Consider the following 21890-nt stretch of genomic DNA (forward strand, 5'->3'; position numbering starts at 1 on the left):
GCCTTCGCCCCGGGCCCGGGAAGCGGCCGGGCCACCCGCCTCCGGGCCACCCGCCTCCGGGACGGCCGGCCCCGGGGGCGCGCAGGGGCGTTCAGGCGTCTAGAGGAAGGTCCGTCCCTCGCCCCGGTACGTCGGGACCGCGGCCGTCACGCGGTCGCCCTCCACCAGGTGCAGCGTGTCGAAGCGCTCGCACAGCTCGCCCGCCTTCGCGTGGCGGAACCAGACCTTGTCACCGATGCGCAGGTCGTCGGCGGGGGAGCCGAGCAGCGGGGTCTGCACCTCGCCCGGCCCCTCCTGCGGGTCGTACCGCAGCCCCTCCGGCAGGTAGGGGACGGGCAGCCGGTCCGGCCCCGCGGCGCCCGAGGCCGGGTAGCCGCCGCCGAGCACCGTCACCACGCCCACACCCGGGCGGCGCACCACCGGCTGGGCGAACAGTGCCGCCGGACGCCCGGAGAAGGACGTGTAGTTGTCGAAGAGCCGCGGTACGAAGAGCCCCGAGCCCGCCGCGATCTCCGTCACCGCGTCCTCGGCCGCCGTGTGCTGCACGCTGCCCGTGCCGCCGCCGTTCACGAACTCCAGGTCCGGCGCCACCGCACGCACCGCCCGGACGACCGCCGCCCGGCGCGCCGCCAGCTCCTTGCGGGCCGCGGACTGCATCAGCCGGATCGCCCGCGAACGCAGCGGCCGCCCCGCGACCGCGTCGCCGACACCGGCCACGTGCCCCTCGTACGCCATGATCCCCACCAGCCGGAAGCCGGGGCGGCGCGCCACCGAGCGGGCCAGCTCGGCCAGCTCGGCGGGCTCGCGCAGCGGCGAGCGCAGGGCCCCGATCCTTACCCTGCCGCCGAGCAGGTGCAGCGAGGTGTCCAGCTCCAGGCAGACCCGCACCTCCTCCGTGCCGCCCGCCCGCGAGGCCTCGATCAGATCGAGCTGCGCCACGTCGTCGACCATCACCGTCACGGCGCCGGCCAGCTTCGCGTCGCCCGCGAGCTTGCCGTACCCGGCCCGGTCGGCGGACGGGTAGGCGAGCAGGACGTCCTCGAACCCGGCGCGGGCCAGCCACAGCGACTCCGCGAGCGTGAAGGACATCACTCCCGCGAATCCGTCCCGCGCGAGCACCCGCTCCAGCAGCGCCCGGCAGCGCACCGACTTGCTCGCGACCCGGACCGGCTTGCCGCCGGCCCTCCGGACCAGGTCGTCGGCGTTCGCGTCGAAGGCCTCCAGGTCGACGACGGCGACCGGGGCGTCGAGATGGGCGGTGGCCCGGTCGTACCGGGCACGGTCGGCGGCACGGGGAGTCATGCGCCCGAGCTTGCCAGACGGGTTTACGCGTGGGTAGCCCCTGGGTTCCCGCACCAGGGGGAACAGCCCGTAGAGTGGCGGCCATTGCTTTCGCGGATCGACCAGGGGGACGGGGATGACCACCGAGCCGCAGCGCCCCACGTCCCGCATCACGGAGGCCCTCCTCCCGAAGGAGCGCCCCGCACCCCCCGCGACACCGGTGGCCGCGGCCCCGCCCACGGCGCCGGCGCCCCGGGCCCCCGAACGGCCCGCCTCCCGCATCACCGAGGCCCTGCTGCCCCCGGAGCGTCCCGCCACGACCGCGCCCGTGCGCTCCGGCGCGCAGCCGCTGCCGCCCGAGCAGCCCCCGCCCCGCACAGAAGCGCCCGTCGAGACCACCACCCGGCTCCGCCCCGTACGCGACGACCGCCCGGCCCCCGCAGCCGGGCCGGTACGGGCCGGCCGTCCCGCCCCGGCCGCCGGGCCCGCACCCGCCCACCGGCCCGCTCCGGGCCCCCGCACCGCCGCGCACGCCATGCCCCACGGCGCGCATGCCGGGGCCCACGCCGGTGCGCACGCCGCCCCCGGTCACGCCTACGACGCCTGGGCCCTCGCCGCCGAGACGCCCTTCGAGACCACCACCCGGCTGCGGCCCGTCCGGGAGCGCAGCACCGCGCGCCTCGCGGGCGCCGTGGCCTGCGCCGTGCTCGCGCTCGGGCTGGTCGGCGGGGCGCTCACCGGGGCGGTGCTCGCCGGCAGCGGTGCCGGGGAGCCCGCCGAGCCGGCCGGCTACACCCCGGCCCGCGCGCTCTGGCACAACGCGCCCGTCGACACCCTCTTCCCGCGCACCCTCACCGGCGCGTCCGCCGGCCCCGGCGGCTCCGCCCGCACCTGGACGCGGATCGTCGTCGCGCCCGACGCGCCCTGCACCGTCACCACTCTCCCCAAGGCACTGAACACGACACTCGGCACCATCGGCTGCGACCGCGTGCTGCGCGCCACCTACACCGACGCGACGTCCTCGCACGTCGTCACCGTCGCCCTCGTCTTCACCCAGGCCGACCCGGCCACCATGCGCACCCTCGGCTCCCGCGCCGCCGACGAGGCGCCTCCCGCCCTGGCGGCACCGGGCACGGTCGCGGCCGGCTTCGGCGCCCCGCAGCGGGCCAGCTGGTGGCGGCACGTCCTGACCGACCTGCCCGTCGTCGTGACCGCCGTGTCCGGCTTCGCCGACGGCCGCGCCGTCGCCGAGCCCGAGCCGGCGGAGCGCGCCATGACGCCCAAGCGGACCACCGCCGTCGCCCAGGCCGGTCTCGGCCACGAGGCGAAGGGCGTGGCGGACGCCGTCGAGCGCACCCTGCGCCGTACCGCCGCCGTGACCGCCGAGGAGGACCAGCGGTGACCCCGCGCCGTACCGCCGCCGCCCTGCTCGCCGCCGCCTTCGCCGTCCTGCCCGCGACCACCTCGCCCGCGTACGCCGACACCATCCGCGCCCGCCAGTGGGGCCTCGACGCCCTGCACACCGGCAAGGCGTGGCAGACCACCCGCGGCGAGGGCGTCACCGTCGCCGTCCTCGACACCGGCGTCGACGCCACCCACCCCGACCTCGCCGGATCCGTCCTGCCGGGTACCGACCTGGTCGGTTTCGGCGCTTCCCGCGGCGACCGCGCCTGGGCCCGCCACGGCACCGCGATGGCCGGGATCATCGCCGGTCACGGCCACGGGCCCGACGCCCAGGACGGCGTCCTCGGCGTCGCCCCCGAGGTCCGCATCCTCCCGGTGCGCGTCATCCTCGAAGGCACCGACAAGCAGCGCGACAAGGCCCGCAAGACCCGCGGCACCGCCCTCGCCGAGGGCATCCGCTGGGCCACCGACCACGGCGCCGACGTCATCAACCTCTCCCTCGGCGACGACTCCGAGTCGGCCCACCCCGACGCCGGTGAGGACGCCGCCGTCCAGTACGCCCTCTCCAAGGGCGTCGCCGTCGTCGCCTCCGCCGGCAACGGCGGCGAGAAGGGCGACCACATCTCCTTCCCCGCCGCCTACCCCGGCGTCATAGCCGTCGCCGCCGTCGACCGCTGGGGCACCCACGCCTCCTTCTCCACCAGCCGCTGGTACGCCACGGTCAGCGCGCCCGGCGTCGACATCGTCATCGCCGACCCGGACCGGCGCTACTACGAGGGCTGGGGCACCAGCGCCGCCGCCGCGTTCGTCTCCGGCGCCGTCGCCCTGGTCCGCTCCGCCCACCCCGACCTGACCCCCGGCCAGATCAAGCGCCTCCTCGTCGAGACCGCGCGCAGCCGCCCCAAGGGCGGGCGCAGCGACGAGAAGGGCTACGGCACGGTCGACCCGGCCGCCGCGATCGAGGCCGGCCGCGCGCGGAAGGCCGCCGACCCGAAGGCCGCCGTGGCCGGCTACCGGGGGCGCTACTTCGGCCCGGGCCCGCAGGCCGCGCCCGAGGAGAGCCACCCCATCGGGCTGCTCGCCCCCCTCGCCGGCGGGGTCGGCGTCCTCTTCCTGGCCGCCGCGGTCGCCCTCTGGCGGGGCAGCCGAAGCCGCTGAACCCCCGGCGGTTAGGCTCGGGGCGTGGCGCTCAAGAACATCCCCGACCCCGGTTTCTCCGACGACGACGGCACCGCCGACCCGCGGCTCGCCGCGGCCCTGGCGGCCTGGGCGGAGGACAGGACCGCCCACGGTCCCGTCCTCGCGGCCCTGCGCGACGCCCGGCTGCTGGTGCCGGTCGTCGCCGTCCTCGGCGAGGTCGAGGTGGACCCCGTGACCGGGCTCAAGCAGGAGAAGACGAGCGACATGGCGGTGCCCACGCTGACCGCCGGGGACCGGCGGGCGCTGCCCGCGTTCACCTCGATCGCCTCGCTCGCCCTGTGGGACCCGGCCGCCCGGCCCGTCGCCGTACCGCTGCACCAGGCGCTCGCGGCCCTCGCCCACGAGAAGGCCGACACCCTGGTGCTCGACCTGGCGGGCCCGGTGCCGTACCAGGTGACCGGCTCCGCGCTGCTCGCCCTCGCCGAGGGCCGCACGAGCCTGGACCCGCTGGACGACCCGGCGGTACGGGACGCGGTCCGCGCCGCCGTGGCCGCCGAGCCGGCCGTCCTGCGCGCCCACCTGGGCCCGGGCACCGCCGACGGCACCCTGGCCCTGGTCCTCGCCGACGACGCCGCTCCGGCGGAGGCCGCCCAGCGTGTGGCCCGCGCCCTGGCCGCCGACGAAACACTGAGGGCCCGCCTGGTGCGCGGCCTCGACCTGGCACTCCTGCCGGCCTCGGCCACGCCTCCCGGCGAGCCCTTCTACGTAAAGAACTGACGGGCTCCGGTCCCGTCGGAAGCTCTGACGGGGTCGCGCCCCGCCGACCGCAGGCCCGGGCAGGCCGGAGGCGCTGTCGGGCCGGTGCGGGCGTCGCCCCTAGCCGTAGACCGGCCCCGTGTACTTCTCGCCCGGGCCCTGGCCCGGCTCGTCCGGGACGAACGAGGCCTCGCGGAAGGCGAGCTGGAGGGACTTCAGGCCGTCGCGCAGCGGGGCCGCGTGGAAGGAGGAGATCTCCGTCGCGCCGGCGTCGAGCAGGCCCGCGAGGGCGTGGATCAGCTTGCGCGCCTCGTCGAGGTCCTTGTGCTCGTCGCCCTCCTCGGTGAGCCCGAGCTTCACCGCCGCGGCGCTCATCAGGTTGACGGCGACCGTCACGATCACCTCGACCGCGGGGACCTCGGCGATGTCGCGGGTCATGGCCTCGAAGTCGGGGTTGTCGGGGGTGTCGGTGGACTCGTGCTGGGGCGTCTCGCTCATGCCTCACACGATAAGCGGACCGACGGTTCGCGCTCACCGGCGGGTCCTGCTAACCTTGTGTAACGACCGGCCGGACACCTGCGTGCCCGGCCCACAAGTGGAGGCTCCGACTTCCCACCTGGCTGCCCTCACGGGCGGCGGGTCACCGGTCAGGTGGCGCCCATCGTTCCGTACGGACGATGGAGCCGCCCGATGCGCGCCCCGCGGTTGACCGCGGCGGTGTTCCGGTTTTCCATGGAGCCCCGCCTGTGTCCCGTCGGGGCATTTTTCTTGTTCCCGCTCGGTTGGTCTCAAGTCTTACCGTGACGTGTCCGTCCGCCAGGCGGTCGCGTGGTGCAACCGAGGAGGATCCATCAGCGCCGAGCCCCGCATCAACGAGCGGATTCGCGTTCCCGAGGTGCGTCTTGTCGGCCCCAGCGGCGAGCAGGTGGGCATCGTCCCCCTTGCCAAGGCCCTGGAGCTCGCGCAGGAGTACGACCTCGATCTGGTTGAGGTCGCGGCGAACGCCCGTCCGCCCGTGTGCAAGCTCATGGACTACGGGAAGTTCAAGTACGAGTCGGCCATGAAGGCCCGTGAGGCGCGCAAGAACCAGGCGCACACGGTCATCAAGGAGATGAAGCTCCGGCCGAAGATCGACCCGCACGACTATGACACCAAGAAGGGTCACGTCGTCCGGTTCCTCAAGCAGGGTGACAAGGTCAAGATCACGATCATGTTCCGTGGTCGTGAGCAGTCCCGGCCGGAGCTCGGTTACCGACTGCTGCAGCGCCTCGCCGAGGACGTGCAGGAGCTTGGCTTCATCGAGTCGAACCCGAAGCAGGACGGCCGGAACATGATCATGGTTCTCGGTCCTCACAAGAAGAAGACCGAGGCCATGGCCGAGGCTCGCGAGGCCCAGGCCGCGCGCAAGGCCGAGCGCCAGGGCGGTTCGTCCGAGGTGGCCCAGGCCGACGAGCCTGCCGCCGAGGAGGCCCCGGCCGAGCAGGCTTCGGCCGACACGTCGGCCGAGAACGCCGAGGCGTGATCCCGCGGGGCTGTCTCCGGACAGCCCCAGGGTTCCGCCCGGAACCACCAAACGAAGAACTGACGCTCCCGGTTGTCCGGTGCCCGCACCGGGGGAGCGCCACTGACGAGGAGATAACGGCGCTATGCCGAAGAACAAGACGCACTCCGGTGCCAAGAAGCGCTTCAAGGTCACCGGCTCCGGCAAGATCCTGCGCGAGCGCGCCGGCAAGCGCCACCTGCTCGAGCACAAGTCGTCCAAGCTGACGCGTCGCCTCACCGGCAACGCCGAGATGGCCCCGGGTGACTCCGCCAAGATCAAGAAGATGCTGGGCATCTGATCTGATCTCCCGCCCTCGGCGACGAGGGCATCCGGCACCGTCCGGGACCCATCCGTTTTCCGGGTCGTGTGAGGACCACCACGACCCCGCTACAAGGAGTTAAGAAGTGGCACGCGTCAAGCGGGCAGTCAACGCCCACAAGAAGCGCCGGGCGATCCTCGAGCAGGCTTCCGGCTACCGCGGTCAGCGTTCGCGCCTCTACCGCAAGGCCAAGGAGCAGGTCACCCACTCGCTGGTCTACAACTACAACGACCGCAAGAAGCGCAAGGGCGACTTCCGTCAGCTGTGGATCCAGCGCATCAACGCTGCCGCCCGTCTGAACGGCATGACGTACAACCGCCTCATCCAGGGTCTGAAGGCCGCCAACATCGAGGTGGACCGCAAGATCCTCGCCGAGCTGGCCGTCAACGACTCCAACGCGTTCGCCGCGCTGGTCGAGGTCGCGCAGAAGGCCCTCCCGGCCGACGTCAACGCCCCGAAGGCCGCCGCCTGATCTTCCAGGCCGCAGTACTTCTGCCCGGACCCGCAGGCCTCGCGCCTGCGGGTCCGGCGCGTTGAGCGCCCGATCGCCCCACCGCTGCCGTCCACGAGTCAGAGAGCCGCAGGCACATGTCCACCCCCGAGCTGATCTCCCCGCGTTCGCCGCGCGTCGTCGCCGCCCGGCGGCTGGCCAAGCGCAATTTCCGGGGCAAGGACCGCCTCTTCATCGCCGAGGGCCCGCAGGCCGTCCGTGAGGCCGTGCACCACCGCGGCAGCACCGGCGAGCCCACCCTCGTCGAGCTCTTCACGACCGTCGAGGCCGCCGAGCGCTACGACACGATCGTCGACGCCGCCCGCGCGGCCGGCGCCCGCGTCCACCACGCCTCCGACGCCGTCCTCGCCGAGGTCTCCCAGACCGTCACCCCGCAGGGCCTCGTGGGCGTCTGCCGCTTCCTCGACTCGCCGTTCGAGGAGATCATCGCCGCCCGGCCCAAGCTGGTCGCCGTCCTGGCCCACGTCCGCGACCCCGGGAACGCGGGCACCGTGCTGCGCTGTGCCGACGCGGCCGGAGCCGACGCCGTCATCCTCACCGACGCGTCCGTCGACCTGTACAACCCCAAGTCCGTCCGCGCGTCCGTCGGCTCTCTCTTCCACCTCCCGGTCGCCGTCGGCGTCCCGGTCGAGCAGGCCGTCGCGGGCCTCAAGGACGCCGGCGTGCGCATCCTCGCCGCCGACGGCGCCGGTGACGACGACCTCGACGCGGAGCTGGACGCCGGCACCATGGGCGGCCCCACCGCCTGGGTCTTCGGCAACGAGGCCTGGGGGCTGCCCGAGGAGACCCGGGCGCTCGCCGACGCCGTCGTCCGCGTCCCGATCCACGGCAAGGCCGAGAGCCTCAACCTCGCGACGGCCGCCGCCGTGTGCCTGTACGCCTCCGCGCGCGCCCAACGCCCCCGAACCACCGCCTGAGGACTCCACCGGGACCCCCGCGCCTAGTAGGGTGACGCACTCGGGGCCCACTGCGGTACACGGAGGGGTGGGATTACGGGGATGACGGTCGGCACGGGCAGTCCCGCACAGTCACGGAGCACCGGGACCCATGCGCCGGAACCGCCGCCCGCGGCGGGGCACGGTGCCACGCCCGAACCGTCCCGCGTACCGGAGCAGGCGCCCACGCCGCCCGGGACCGAGGCCTCCGGAGCGCACGTGCCCGCCACGCCCGGGACCGAGGCCTCCCGAGCCCACGCGCTCGCCGCCGCGACCGGCCCCGCCGTCGATCCCGCTCCGGGCGGCGGTCCCGGCATCGACCCCGACGAGCTGCCCGACGGCCTCGTCGTCGCCGACGAGGCCGGCCGGATCATCTGCTTCAACGCCGCCGCCGCGCGGATCACCGCCGTCCCGCCCGCCGCCGCGCTCGGCCGGCTCCTCGACGAGGCGCTGCCCCTGGAGGACCTCAAGGGCAGCCGCTGGTGGCCGCTCACCGACCCGTACGGCGGGCTCGCCACCCGCCGGGGCCAGCCCGAGCGGAATCTGCTGCTGCCCGGCGGACGCGAGGTGCTCGTCTCCGCCCGTTACGTGCGCGCCCACCCCACCGGACCGGTGCGGCGCGTCGTCGTCTCGCTGCGCGGCACCGAGGCCCGGCGCCGTACCGAACGCAGCCACGCCGAGCTCATCGCGACCGTCGCGCACGAGCTGCGCTCGCCGCTCACCTCCGTGAAGGGCTTCACCGCCACCCTCCTCGACAAGTGGGAGCGGTTCACGGACGACCAGAAGCGTCTGATGCTGGAGACCGTCGACGCCGACGCCGGCCGCATCAAGCGCCTCATCGCCGAGCTCCTCGACATCTCACGGATCGATTCCGGCCGTCTGGAGGTGCGCCGCCAGCCCGTCGACATCGCCGCCGCCGTCGGCCGGCACGTCCACGCGCACACCACGGGCGGCCAGTCCCCGGACCGCTTCTTCGTCCGGGTGAGGCCCGACCTGCCCGAGCTGTGGGCCGACCCCGACAAGATCGACCAGATCCTCGGCAACCTCCTCGAAAATGCGGTGCGCCACGGCGAGGGAACCGTCACCATCGAGGTGGCACCCACCACGGCCACCACCGACGGAGAGAAGGGGACGGAGGTCACCGTGAGCGACGAAGGCCCCGGTATCCCCGAGGAGTCGATGGGCCGTGTCTTCACCCGCTTCTGGCGGGGCAGCAAGCGCGGCGGCACCGGTCTCGGCCTGTACATCGTCAAGGGCGTCGTCGAGGCCCACGGCGGCACGATCACCGTCGGACGCGGTCCCCGCGGCGGGGCCGAGTTCCGATTTATCCTGCCCGTCGGCACCCCGGCACACCTCCTCTGACGTCACCCGCGACGTCGCCTCCCCGTCTCAACTGACGAGACCGCACGAGGTCAGGAGCCGCTCGGGCCGCCCACGGGCTCAAACGCGTCCCACCACCCCGTTAGACTCGTCCTTTGGCACGTTTGCGCCCTTGACGTCGAGCGGGGCCGCCCAGCCAGCCAACGGAAGCACGGGAAGAGATGTCGGCACCCAATAAGTCGTACGACCCGGTCGAGGTCGAGGCCTTGAAACCGGAAGAGATCGAGCGCATGCGGGACGAGGCGCTCGCCGCCTTCGCCGCCGCAGGCGACCTCGACGCGCTCGCCCACGCGAAGACCGCGCACACCGGCGGCACCTCGCCGCTGGCGCTCGCCAACCGCGAGATCGGCGCCCTGCCCCCGCAGGCCAAGGCCGCCGCCGGCAAGCTCGTGGGCCAGGCCCGCGGCGCCGTCTCCAAGGCACTGGCCGCCCGCCAGGTCGAGCTGGAGGCCGAGCGCGACGCGCGCGTCCTCGTCGAGGAGGCCGTCGACGTCACCCTGCCGTACGACCGGATCCCGGCCGGTGCCCGCCACCCGCTGACCACCCTCATGGAGCGCGTCGCCGACGTCTTCGTGTCGATGGGCTACGAGGTCGCCGAGGGCCCCGAGGTCGAGGCCGAGTGGTTCAACTTCGACGCCCTGAACTTCGTGCCGGACCACCCGGCGCGCCAGATGCAGGACACCTTCTTCGTCCAGGGCCCCGAGGGCACCACGGGCGACGAGTCCGGTGTCGTGCTGCGGACGCACACCTCGCCGGTGCAGGCCCGCACGCTCATCGACCGGGAGCCCCCGGTCTACGTGGTGTGCCCCGGCCGCGTCTACCGCACCGACGAGCTCGACGCGACCCACACCCCGGTCTTCCACCAGATCGAGCTGCTGGCCGTCGACGAGGGCCTGACGATGGCCGACCTCAAGGGCACCCTGGACCACATGGTCCAGGCGCTCTTCGGACCCGACATGAAGACCCGGCTCCGCCCGAACTTCTTCCCCTTCACCGAGCCGTCCGCCGAGATGGACATGCTCTGCTACGTCTGCCGCGGCGAGTCCGTCGGCAACCCCGACCGCCCGTGCCGCACCTGCGGCAGCGAGGGCTGGATCGAGCTCGGCGGCTGCGGCATGGTCAACCCGAAGGTGCTCGTCGCCTGCGGTGTGGACCCCGAGAAGTACAGCGGATTCGCCTTCGGGTTCGGCATCGAGCGGATGCTGATGTTCCGCCACAACGTCGAAGACATGCGAGACATGGTCGAGGGTGACGTCCGGTTCACCCGGCCGTTCGGGATGGAGATCTGATGCGGGTCCCGCTTTCCTGGCTGCGGGAGTACGTCGACCTGCCGGCGACGGAGACCGGTCGTGACGTGCAGGCCAAGCTCATTGCGGCAGGACTCGAGGTCGAGACCGTCGAGCAGCTCGGCGCGGGCCTCACCGGCCCGCTGGTGGTCGGCAAGGTCCTCACGATCGAGGAGCTGACGGAGTTCAAGAAGCCGATCCGCTTCTGCACCGTCGACGTCGGCCAGGCCAACGGCACCGGCGAGCCCCAGGAGATCATCTGTGGCGCCCGGAACTTCGCCGAGGGCGACAAGGTCGTCGTGGCCCTGCCCGGCGCCGTGCTGCCCGGTGACTTCCGTATCGCCGAGCGCAAGACCTACGGCCGTGTCTCCCGGGGCATGATCTGCTCGGGCGACGAGCTCGGCATGGGCGACGACGGCACGCACGGCATCATCGTGCTGCCGCCGGAGCACGAGGTCGGCATCGACGCCACCGTCCTCCTGGAGCTGTACGACGAGGTCCTCGACATCGCCGTCACCCCGGACCGCGGCTACTGCCTCTCGATGCGCGGTGTCGCCCGCGAGACCGCCATCGCGTACGGCCTGCCGCTGCGCGACCCGGCGCTGCTCGACGTGCCCGCCCCGAACGCGTACGGCTACCCGGTCCAGATCACCGACCCGATGGGCTGTGACCGCTTCACGGCCCGCACGGTCGTCGGTCTCGACCCCGAGGCCCACAGCCCGATCTGGCTCAAGCGCCGCCTCCAGAAGGCCGGCATGCGCCCGATCTCGCTCGCCGTCGACATCACCAACTACGTGATGCTCGAGCTCGGCCAGCCGCTGCACGCCTACGACCGCAGCCGCATCGACGGCCCCATCGGCGTCCGCCGCGCCGAGCCCGGTGAGAAGATCACCACGCTCGACGGCACGGTGCGCGTCCTGGACGCGGCCGACCTGCTCATCACGGACAACAGCGGTCCGATCGGCCTCGCCGGCGTCATGGGCGGTGCCAACACGGAGATCGCCGACCCGGTCGCCGACCCGGAGACCGGCGTCGTCGCCGGCACCACCGAGGTCGTCATCGAGGCGGCGCACTTCGACGCGATCGCGATCGCGCGCACGGCGCGTCGTCACAAGCTGTCCTCCGAGGCGTCCAAGCGTTTCGAGCGCGGCGTCGACCCGCAGGCCGCGGCCGCGGCCGCGCAGCGCACGGTCGACCTGCTCGTGCTCCTCGCGGGCGGCACCGCCGAGGCCGGCGTCACCGAGATCGTCGCGCCGTCCGCGCCGCGCACGATCACCCTGCCGGCGAACCACCCGGACCAGGTCGCGGGCGTCGCCTACGGCCGCGAGACCGTCGTCCGCCGTCTCCAGGAGATCGGCTGCGACGTCTACGGCCAGGACGAGCTCGTGGTCACCGTGCCCTCGTGGCGCCCCGACCTCAACGAGCCGAACGACCTGGCCGAGGAGGTCATCCGGCTGGAGGGCTACGAGAACCTGCCCTCCACGCTGCCCAAGCCCCCGGCCGGCCGCGGTCTCACCGAGCGCCAGCGTGTCCACCGCCGGGTGGGTCGCGCGCTCGCCGGCGCCGGCTACGTCGAGGCGCTGAACTACCCCTTCATCGGCGAGCAGGTCTTCGACCAGCTCGGCCTGGACGCGGACGACGCCCGCCGCCGGGTCGTGAAGCTGGTCAACCCGCTCTCCGACGAGGAGCCCGCGCTCCGTACGACGCTGCTGCCGGGCCTGCTCGGCGCGCTGCGCCGCAACGACGGCCGGGGCAGCCACGACCTGGCGCTCTTCGAGACGGGCCTGGTCTTCCGGCCCACCGAGGGCCAGCCGGGCGTGGCCGTCCGCCTGGGCGTCGACGGCCGTCCGTCCGACGAGGAGATCGCCCGCGTCAACGCCGCGCTGCCCGCGCAGCCGCGCCGCGCGGCCGTCGTCCTCTCCGGCGCGCGCGAGCAGGCCGGCTGGTGGGGCAAGGGCCGTCCGGCCGACTGGGCCGACGCCGTCCAGGCCGCCCGCCTGGTCGCCGCCGAGTCCGGCGTGGAGCTGCTGATCGAGGCCGACCAGCACGCCCCGTGGCACCCGGGCCGCTGCGCCTCGCTCCACGTGGTGATCGACGGCGTGAAGACCCTCGCGGGTCACGCCGGCGAACTCCACCCCCGCGTGGTCAAGGCCCTGGGCCTGCCGGCCCGCACCTGCGCGATGGAGCTGGACCTGGACATCCTGGAGCGCGCGAGCACGGGCCCCCTCAAGGCCCCGCGCATCTCCGCGTTCCCGGTGGCCACCCAGGACGTCGCCCTGGTCGTCGACAAGGACGTCCCGTCCGCCACGGTCGAGTCCTACCTTGCCGACGGGGCGGGTGAACTCCTGGAGTCCATCCGCCTGTTCGACGTCTACACCGGAGACCAGATCGGGGAGGGCAAGAAGTCCCTGGCCTACGCCCTCCGCTTCCGCGCCCCCGACCGCACCCTGACGGTCGAGGAAGCCACGGCCGCCCGCGACGCCGCGGTCGCCGCGGCGGCGGAGCACACGGGCGCGGTACTCCGCGGCGCCTGACGGCAGCAGGGAAAGGGGCTGTGCCCGGTCATCCCGACCGGGCACAGCCCCTTTCCGCGTTCCGGATCATGACGCATCGTCAGCTCGCTAGAATCGCACCCTGCCGCCGAGTGCCGCCAGCCCTCAACTGCGCTTTTCGCAGCCGGTTGTTCGTCATCGATGCAGCGGAGCGAAGGTGTCCGGAGTCCAGCGGGGAGCGTGCACGGTGACGGCGATCGAACATGTGGGGGACGCGCAGTGGTCGGCACCCTCCGCTGCGGGTGAGGCATCGGCCCGGTTCATCCGGCACTGTCTGAACCGCGGCACCGGCATCGGCCGGGAGACGCTGCGCGCCGCGGCGCCCTTCATCGTCCTCCTCCATCGCCGCTCCGCGATCCTCGCCTCCACCGTCGTGCCGCTCGAACGGCGTACGGCCGAGAGCCCCCTGGCGGGGGAGCTCATGGCGGAGCTCACCGCGGCGGCCGTCGAGGCCGAGGACATCGCGCTCGCCCAACTGGTGAACTGGGCGCGGCAGGCCTGGTCGGCCCGCCGGTACGACGTCTTCGACGCGGAACGCGCCCTGCCCGCACACCTGACGCACCAGCTGTCGGAGCTGTTACGTGCGGCGCCGTCCCCGGTGATGCTCCAGGCCGCGGGTACGCGGCTGCTCCACGACCTGGCCGAAGAGCTGCGGGCCTGTGCGGACGAGCACGCCAAGATGGATCGCCAGCTCGGTCCCGAGCTCTTCACCCGGCCCGTCGGCGCCCTCCTCGACGGACTCCCCGCCGGTGCCCCCATCGCCCCGGAATTCCTGGACGACGGCCCCGACGCACTGGTGCACCAGGCGCTGGCCGCTATCGGCGGGGCGGCCGCGCACTACGACGGCCCGGCGGGCGCCGCGAAGCTGCGGCGGCTGACAGCGGCTGTCGACGAGGTCACGGGGCAGGTCCGGCGCGTCCTCGAGTTGGCCGCGGAGTTCCGGTGGCGGCCGGTCGATGTGCCGGACCCGCACCAGCCCGAGTACGCGGATCTCGATCCCGACCTCGTCCCGGTTCTCCTTGCCGCGCTGGAGAGCGACCCGGCCCCGGAGTCGCCCCGCACTCCCGACGGCCGGACGCAGCTGGCCTGGTTCGCCGCCGAGGCCCTCGCCTCGGCGGACCCCCACCACCGTCACCAGGTCGCCGTCGTGGCCCGGCTCACCGACATCGACCCGAAGCTCCTGGAACCCGCCCTCGCGCCGCTGGAGCGCCTGCGCGAACGTGGCGAGGAGTTGCTCCGCGACGTGGGCGACAAGGGCGCCCAGATCCTCGGCCCGCTGGGGGAGATGGTCACCGACGCGCTTGCTCGGGGCGACCTGGACGAGGCCGGGCAGGGGGTCGAACTGCTCGCCGAGGCGCGCGCCGAGTTCGACGTCCGCCACGGACTGGAGCGGATGCGTGAAGGACTCGCAGCCCTCGCCGTCCCCGACGCCGCCGTGGCCCTCGACGTGCGCACCGCGGAAACCTACGTCGTGAACGGCGACGTGGACGCCGCAGCCGAATACCTTCGGCGCGCGGAGGAGCGGTTCGGCGTCATGCGGGCCGAGGCCGACCAGGGCGTCGAAGCCGACCAGGGCATCGACGCCGACCGGGTCGGCGTCGCCGACCGGGTGGCTGACCCGACCGGGCACCCGCACGCCGCCGACCCGGAGCCGCCCGGGATCGGCGCCGCGCCCCCGGCCTCACCGGAGGCGGACCGCGTCCCGATGACCCTGTCTCCGCTGGCCGACGGCCTGAGCTTTCCGGCACAGCGGGGCAGCGCCGTCGCCACCATCCAGGAGGGCTGGAGTCCCGACGCCTCCCCGGGCACCCGGGCGGCGGCGCGGACGCTGTTGCACCAGCTGGGCACGGAAGGCTCGTTCCACGAGGTGAGCCAGGTCGCGCGTCAGCTGACGTTCGGCGCCCCGGAAGCCGCCGCGGACCTCTTGGAGGCCGCCGTCCCCCGCTTCCCACGGCAGACCCACCCCCTCATGTGGCAGTTGCAGGAGCAGGCCCTGCGCGCCGCCGGGCGACACACGTCGGCGGACGAGGTGTTCCACAAGGGGCACCCGCCGCTGCCGCCGGCCGAGCTGCTCTCCGCCGGTCCCGTCGCCCCGCTGCCGCCGCTCGCTCCCTGGTTGACCTCGCCCGTCGGCGCAGCACTCGGCGACCCGGCCGTCGCCGAGGCGGTGCGTCTGGCCGCCCTGAACGAGTCGGCCGCGGCCGCCGAGGCCTTCACCGCCGCCGCACGCGGCGGAGCCAAGATCGCGTTGGGGCCGGCAGTGGGCTGGCTCGTCGCGGCCGGCAACCCGGCTGCGGCGCTCGCCCTCTACCGCGATCTCGCCGCGCGGCAGTACCTCACCGCGGCCGTCGACTGGAACGTCGCCTGCGCCTACGCCGCTGTGGGGGCCGACCGGCTCGCCGTGGACTCCCTTCGCGTGATGGCCAGTGTGCTCCCCGGACGCCCGAACCGGGAGCAGAAGGACGCGGCCGACGCCTACTGCGGGCGCCTGGGCTTCCCCTCCCCGTTCGCGGAGACCGAGACCCGGCCCGAGCCGCCGGTCCAGGTCGTCGAGGAACAGACCCGCGAATCCCTGGCGAAGCAGATGTACGAGAGCGGGGACGTCGAGAGAGCCGCCCGCGAGCTCGAGGACCTGCTCCGCGCCAACCCCTCGTCACCGGGGGCGTTCCTCATGCTGCGTATCTGCAGGGAGACGGGCGACCTCCCGCGCGCCCAAGCCGTCGTCGAGCGCATTTCCGAGGCGCGCGGTGCACTGAGCTGGCGCCACCACATCGAACTGGCCCGCACCGCCCTCGACAGCCGCATCGCGGACTACGAGGTGGCCCGCCACGAGCTCGAGCGGGCGCGGGAACTCAAGGCCAGCGAGACGTGGATCGCGCCGCTCGAACAGCGCCTGAGGGAGGTGACCACAGCCGCGCACGTGCCCGGTGCCGTCCAGCGCGACAGCCTCCCGGGGGCGGGGCAGACCGGCCCGATGCCGTGGACGGCGGACCGGTCGGCGGTGCCGGCCCCCCGCGGGGGCGCGTACAGCGGCATGGGAACGGCCGCCGTCGTGGCCGGCCTGCGCTCGGGAACCTTGCCGGCCCCCTCCGAGGAAACGCTGAGCGACCTGCACGACGCCGTCGCCGTCTGCCACGACGACTACCTCGTCCGCGATTTCGCCTTCTGGCTGATGGACACGGGACGCCCCCAGGAAGCCGTCCGGCTCCTGGAACGCAGCCTGGTCTGGACGGCGCCCCAGCGGATTCCGCGCGCCCTGCTCGTCCGGGACCGAGCGGCCGCCGCGGCCGGTCTCCCGGCATCCGCGCTGCGTCCACCGAGCGCCCCGCGCCTGGCCGAGGCGGGACCGGCGGCACCTGAGCGGGCACACCACATCGGTGTCCACCGCACGCCGATCGTCGGACCGCCGGCCACCCAGCCCGTCATCCGCGCGGCCCAGCAGCCGCTTCCCGGCGCATCGCGCGACGAGGTGGCCGACGCGTGGGCACGGGCCGCTCGAGCGCATCCTGTGGCGACCGGCAATGCGCTGGCCGCACTCGTCGAGGCGGGGCGGGCCGAGGAAGCCCTGCGGCTGCACAACGAGCTGGCCGACACCCGCTGGCTCGGTTCCGGGACCGCGTGGAACCTCGGCTGCGCGTACGCCGCCACCGGCCGGCTGGAGGCCTCGGCGGCCACCTTCGAGTACCACGCGAGGGTGTCGACACGCCGATACGACGTGCAACAGCTCGACTGGCTCGGCAGGCTCTTCGCCGTCGTCGGCAGACCTGTGCCCGCACCGGCCAGGAGCGGCCCGGAACCGACCTTCACGCCCACCGCCTCTGCTGTCGTGGTGGAAGGACGCGGTCCCGCGCAGTCCTCGGCCTCCTGGCAGACCTCCCGGACCGCGTACCCGCGGACGCCGGCGTCGGCCGCCGCGCCCGCTCGGTCCTCGTACGCCTTGGAAGAGGCGGAGTCGAACGCCGCGGAGCTGATCGCCAAGTGCCGTAGCGAGCCCACCTCCCACCACTTCCGTCTGGCGGCCGACGCCGCCCGCCGGGCCATGCGCGCCGGTGGCACGGCCACGGCCGGTCGCTATGTCGCGACAATGCGGGAGCTCTTCACCTACCAGCCGGACCCGCAGCCGGACACGGTCGCCGCCATGGCCATGGTGCTGGAGACGGCGGAGCGGTACGAGAACGCCTGGGACCTGCTGACCGAATGGATCGAACGGACCAGGGGCAAGGTGGCCGAGCTGCTCGCCTCCGCCGTCCGCGTCGCACCGATACTCGGTCGGGTGGAGCAGCTCTACGAGTTCCTGCAGCCTCACGTCACCCCCGACAGCGGCTTCGAGCTGCACCTCAGCCTGGCCAAACTGGCTCAGACCCTGCACCGCAAGGACGACGTCGTCCACCACGCCGAGCAGGCGCTGCGGCTCAACCCGAACTGCGCGGAGGCGGCCAATCTTCTGCAGCGGTACGGAGGCGGCAGGCTGCCGCGCCACGACCACCAGCAGGCGGTCGGACTGCGCCAGCGGCTCGCCGAGGCACCGCGCCGGCAAGCCGTGGAGATGCTGGAAGGCGAGTACGGTGACGCACTCGCCGCGCTCCGCGTGCAGGCACTGTCGTACTTCCGCCCGGAGATCAGCCGGAACACCCTGAAGAAGCTGCTCACCGGGCCGCTGCGGGAACCGGCCGCGGACCTTCTCGCCGCCGCGGAGGACGACTGGGAACTTGCCTCGAACCGCGCGCGAAGGCTGCTCGACGAGGCCCCCCGGGCGATCGGTCTGATCAAGGCCACCGCCTACTGTCTGATCGAGGCGGCGCGTCACGACGAGGTCCGTACGGTGGCGGGGCTGCCGGCCTCGGAGGCCGACAGCCGGGACATCCTCGTCCGGCTCGCCTGCGCGCAGGGGGATCACGCCGAGGCCGGGAGGCTGATGTCCGGCGTCGAGGTATGGCACAACGACCGGATGCAACTTCTCGCGCACGTGGGCGTACTCGCCCAGCCCGATATGGGCGACAGCCCGGCCGAGGCGGCGCGTCTCCTCCTGGTGCACGCCCGGCTGAAGCCCCGCAGCGAGAACCTGGCAGGGCTCGCGGCGCTCCTGGCGCACCGAGCCGGCCGCAACGAGCTCGTCGACGAGGCGATCGAACTCCTCCGACGCGACGAGCTGCCTACCACGCAGGCTCTGGTGGACAGCGCGCTCGCCGCGCATGTGCCCGAGGCGCTGCACGGGATCGGCCGCCCCCTCGGTGGCGACCAGCTGCGCGCGATCGTCGCCTACCTGGGGCCGGACCGGGAACGCGCCGTGCGCTTCCTGTCCCCCACGAACCGCCGGACCAGCCGCGTCTACGGTGAGGAACAGCAGGTCAGCAACCGCATCCTCGGGGGGATCTACGCCGAGGACGGCATGGTCGAACGGGCGCTTGAGGCGTACCGGAAGGCGCTGGAGCTGGGCGATGACAGGGAAGCGATCCGGCGTGAGCTGACGGAGCGGTGTGCGGAGTGGGGCGCGGCGGATCCGTCCGAGGCGGCGCTCGCGCTGCTCGCGGGCGGCGCGGTGACCGACATCTGGGCCGATACGGAGGTCCCGCCGGGAGCCGCCGCCCTGGTGGCCCGGCTGGCGGAGCGGCCCGGGCGCCCCGGACCGGAGCTGGTCGCACAGGTGGAACAGGTCGCTCGCGCCTTCGCCGAAGGCGCGGTCGGCCCGGACGCCGTGCTGTGCCGGCGCCTGGGGGAGCGGTGGCGGCGTCTGGTCGAGATGATCGCGGACGTCAACGCGCGCGGCGAGACACCGCTGCCGCCGATCAACGCCGAGCGCCCCGACGTGGACGTGACGTTCAGGGAGGCCACGGCACGGGCGCACGCCCTCTCTTCCGCCTCCCTGCGGGACGCCGCCCTCCAGGTCCATGGCGTGCTCAAGCAGGTCTGGGAGACCTCCGGCCACGAGAGGCTGCGAGCCGAAGCGGGCACCCAGGCCCCCCTCAGCTGGCGGGAGAACAAGGCCACACGGCTCGAAGGCGGACCGGTGGAACTCCGGCTCAAGCTCAGGGCCGGTTCCGAACCGCTCGGCCAGGTGACCGTCCGGGTGCGGGGGACGGACATCGTCCACGAGCTCGGCCGGATGGAGCCGGAAGCCGTGTCCTCCGTCTTCCTCGTCATCCCCTGGACCGGCAGCCAACTGGTCATCGACGCCGACGGCATCCTGCCGGACGACAGTGTGGGCCAGGCCAAGAAGTTCGGGGCGACGATCGAACCGCTCATCCGCCGCGACGGACTCTCCGCCCGCTTCCGCCCCGGTGATCCCGTGAACACCACGATGTTCGCGGGCCGGGCAGCGGAAATGGAGCGGCTGCGGGCCGCCTTCGTCGACGCCCCGAGCGAATCCGTTCCGCCGGTGTGCATGACCGGATCGCGCAGGGCCGGCAAGACGTCCCTGGTGCGTCAGCTGACCCGGCTCTGGGGCGGTACACCGGAATCCCTCCTTCCGCCCGAGCGCTGGCGCATCCCCCACGTGTTCCCCGTCCTGCTCGACGGCCAGGCGGTGGATCCGCGCTCGGCCCCGCTCCTCACCTGGATCGCCAAGGAAGTGCGCGACCAGCTCGAGGAGCACTACGACCCCGACCCCGCCGTCCTCACCCTCCCCGAAGCACCGCACGCGGTCGACTTCCGGCGCTGGTGGCGGGGCGTGCGGCGGGCGGTCTGGCCGGACCGGAAGGTGGGACTGCTCCTCGCGGTCGACGAGTCGCAGGATCTTCTGCGCCGATACGAGGACGCGGAGGACCTGTCCCGTGCACTCGGTGACCTCCGGCGGCTGCGCCAGGACGGCACCCTCGCGCTGCTGGTCACCAGCTCCGGCACGGCCGCCCAACTCGGCGGGCGGCTGGCAGGCACCCTCTCCCGCCAGGACTTCCTGCGGCCACTCTCGCTCGGCCCGCTCGACCGGCAGGCCACCCTCCAAGTGCTCCACCAGGGCTTCTCCGGCACCGGCGTGGACGTGCGGCCCACCGCTGCCGAGCTGGTCTTCCGGTACACCTCGGGGCACCCCCAGCACGTCCACATGATGGGGAGAGCCCTGTGTGAGCTCCTTGAGGCCAAGAGGCGCACCGTCGTCGACGACGACCTGGTGGACGCGGCCTTCGCCGAGGTGGCGGGGCAGGACGAGGCCGTACTCGGGCTCCTTGACGCGTACGATCCCGCGGAGGACACGCTGGACGTGCTCCTCCGGGTCGCCCAAGAGCTCCTCACGGACCCCGACGAGGAGGCGGTGCGCGCCGCTCTGGCCGAGGAGACCCATCGCAGCAAGCTGGACGACTACCTCGAATACGGTCTGCTCCTCCGCAACGGCAACGAGCTGACCTGGATCAACAGCGTCGTCGAGACGTGGCTGCGCGGCCAGACACCTTCCTGGGACGACGGCACGACCGCCTCCTTCGAGCACGAGAAGGACCTGCGTCCGCACTACGTGGTCACGTATCGCTACGAGGACTCGCGGACGAACACCTGCGAGGTGCAGCCTCTCCCGGGGCGAGACGTCACGTACATCGCCAAGCGGTATCCGGAGGCTCCGCAGACGACGCTGCAGCGGATCGAGGAGCTCTTCGACGGCCCGTCGGGGATGACGGTGGAGGGCTTGCCCGACGGCTGGAAGCGCAACGGCAGTTGGCTTCTTTACCGGAAGGTGCCGGGGCGGTCCCTGGCCGCATCCCTTCGCCACGGCCGAGCCATGAAGCCCTTCGAGGCGGCTCGCATGGTCATGTACGCGTGCTACGCGGTGGGCCAGGTCTGGGAGGAGCGGAAGACGACACACGGCGACATCCGCCCGGGCAACCTCATCGTCCCCGAGCACACGGACGGGCCGCCGTTGTACGTGGTCGGATGGGGGCACGGCGGCGGGCCCGGGGGAGGCAAGGCGTTGGAGCAGCTGCTGCCGAGCGCCTCTTCCGGCTACTACCCCTGGGCTGCCCGGGAGGGACGTGTTCCCACACCGGAGGACGACACCTACGCGCTGGCCGGCGTTCTGTACAGCATGCTCAGCGGCAAGGAGGAACTGCCGTGGGAGGGGCCCGCGTCCGACGACGGGCAGAGACACGACCACCTGCGATTCGACCATATGCCCGAGGCGTTGAGGCTGATCCTCATCGTTGCCTTCGGGGATCCGGCGCGGCGCTTCCGTTCGCCCGCCCAGCTTGCCGCCGCGATCAACGCCGTCCTGCCGCACGAGCCCTCGGACAGGCGGGAACCGCAAGGTATCGTCCTCAATCTTTCCGCCAACAGCGCTTCATCCACACAGACGACCAGCAACTCGGAGGCGAAGGTAGACATGGGCGACAAGTTCGAAGTCAGCGGCACGTTCACCAACTCGGCGGTCGGCAACAACATCACGAACACCGGCAACACCAACGCTCAGGGAGCCCCGGCCGGTCCCGAGGCGAGCCTCGCCGACCTCGTGACCCGACTCCAGGCGGAACTGGACGGCCTTCGCTCGCAGTTGGGTGCGGGTGACGCCCAGGATCTGGACGTGCACGTCTCCTCCCTTGCGACCGAGGCCGAGAGCGAGCAGCCGGACCCCCGGCGCGTCGGCCGGCTCGCCGGATGGGTCGGGGGCATCCTCCGGGGCATCGGCGGGGCGGCGTCGGCCATCGCCGTCACCGAAGCCATCAGCGGGCAGTTCGGGTCCTGACGGCCTACCCGACACCCGGGCCCGGGTCTCACTCCTTCGGGTGAGACTTCGGGCGGCGGGTCCTCCCGGGCCGGGCTGCGCGCGAGACTGCGGGACCCCGGCCCGTACCGGATCGGTGGGC

Annotated in this window: 13 protein-coding genes; 11 read left to right on the forward strand and 2 right to left on the reverse strand. The window is 73.3% G+C overall.

Annotated features, from left to right (window positions below; genetic code table 11):
• Positions 1-99 precede the first annotated feature (99 nt).
• Complete coding sequence (locus ACIRQF_RS27250; RefSeq protein WP_404095785.1) at positions 100-1302, reverse strand: amino acid deaminase/aldolase; 1203 nt, start codon at positions 1300-1302, stop codon at positions 100-102.
• A gap of 115 nt (positions 1303-1417) precedes the next feature.
• Here ACIRQF_RS27250 and ACIRQF_RS27255 point away from each other — a divergent pair, with 115 nt between their 5' ends.
• Genes ACIRQF_RS27255 through ACIRQF_RS27265 form a run of 3 tightly spaced genes read left to right on the forward strand, consistent with a single transcriptional unit; the run spans position 1418 to position 4602 of the window.
• Positions 1418-2683, forward strand: a complete 1266-nt coding sequence (locus tag ACIRQF_RS27255) for a hypothetical protein (RefSeq protein ID WP_404095788.1) — start codon at positions 1418-1420, stop codon at positions 2681-2683.
• The gene (gene mycP / locus ACIRQF_RS27260; protein ID WP_404095791.1) at positions 2680-3843 is read left to right on the forward strand and encodes a type VII secretion-associated serine protease mycosin; all 1164 of its coding nucleotides are present in this window, start codon (positions 2680-2682) and stop codon (positions 3841-3843) included. The genes ACIRQF_RS27255 and mycP overlap by 4 nt, the downstream gene beginning before the upstream one ends.
• Before the next feature lie 24 nt (positions 3844-3867).
• The gene (locus ACIRQF_RS27265) at positions 3868-4602 is read left to right on the forward strand and encodes an SseB family protein (RefSeq protein ID WP_376637739.1); all 735 of its coding nucleotides are present in this window, start codon (positions 3868-3870) and stop codon (positions 4600-4602) included.
• 99 nt (positions 4603-4701) lie between these two features.
• Here the strand turns inward: ACIRQF_RS27265 and ACIRQF_RS27270 are convergent, their stop codons facing one another.
• The gene (locus ACIRQF_RS27270) at positions 4702-5079 is read right to left on the reverse strand and encodes a DUF1844 domain-containing protein (protein WP_376637740.1); all 378 of its coding nucleotides are present in this window, start codon (positions 5077-5079) and stop codon (positions 4702-4704) included.
• A 307-nt stretch (positions 5080-5386) separates the two neighbouring features.
• On the opposite strand from ACIRQF_RS27270, the gene infC reads away from it, so the two are divergent.
• The 8 genes from infC to ACIRQF_RS27310 all read left to right on the forward strand — a co-directional run bounded on the left by infC (position 5387) and on the right by ACIRQF_RS27310 (position 21769).
• Positions 5387-6103: a translation initiation factor IF-3 gene (gene infC, locus ACIRQF_RS27275; protein ID WP_376637741.1), complete on the forward strand. Its 717-nt coding sequence runs from the start codon at positions 5387-5389 to the stop codon at positions 6101-6103.
• Between the two features lie 124 nt (positions 6104-6227).
• Positions 6228-6422, forward strand: a complete 195-nt coding sequence (rpmI, locus tag ACIRQF_RS27280) for a 50S ribosomal protein L35 (protein WP_041128339.1) — start codon at positions 6228-6230, stop codon at positions 6420-6422.
• Positions 6423-6528: 106 nt separating this feature from the next.
• A complete protein-coding gene (gene rplT, locus ACIRQF_RS27285; protein ID WP_225799578.1) occupies positions 6529-6915 on the forward strand; it encodes a 50S ribosomal protein L20 in 387 nt (128 codons plus the stop codon).
• Positions 6916-7031: 116 nt separating this feature from the next.
• Positions 7032-7871 (forward strand): TrmH family RNA methyltransferase, encoded by an 840-nt coding sequence (locus tag ACIRQF_RS27290; RefSeq protein WP_382482954.1) that lies wholly within the window; start codon positions 7032-7034, stop codon positions 7869-7871.
• A gap of 81 nt (positions 7872-7952) precedes the next feature.
• Positions 7953-9251 (forward strand): ATP-binding protein, encoded by a 1299-nt coding sequence (locus tag ACIRQF_RS27295; RefSeq protein ID WP_404095796.1) that lies wholly within the window; start codon positions 7953-7955, stop codon positions 9249-9251.
• 179 nt (positions 9252-9430) lie between these two features.
• Positions 9431-10558, forward strand: a complete 1128-nt coding sequence (pheS, locus tag ACIRQF_RS27300; protein ID WP_376637744.1) for a phenylalanine--tRNA ligase subunit alpha — start codon at positions 9431-9433, stop codon at positions 10556-10558.
• Positions 10558-13089, forward strand: coding sequence for a phenylalanine--tRNA ligase subunit beta (pheT, locus tag ACIRQF_RS27305; protein ID WP_404095798.1), 2532 nt, complete (start codon positions 10558-10560; stop codon positions 13087-13089). The genes pheS and pheT overlap by 1 nt, the downstream gene beginning before the upstream one ends.
• Before the next feature lie 205 nt (positions 13090-13294).
• Entirely contained in the window at positions 13295-21769 is an 8475-nt protein-coding gene (locus ACIRQF_RS27310) for a hypothetical protein (protein WP_404095800.1), read from the forward strand.
• Positions 21770-21890 lie beyond the last annotated feature (121 nt).

The sequence above is a fragment of the Streptomyces sp. NPDC101191 genome (genome assembly GCF_044767915.1).
Classification (GTDB): domain Bacteria; phylum Actinomycetota; class Actinomycetes; order Streptomycetales; family Streptomycetaceae; genus Streptomyces.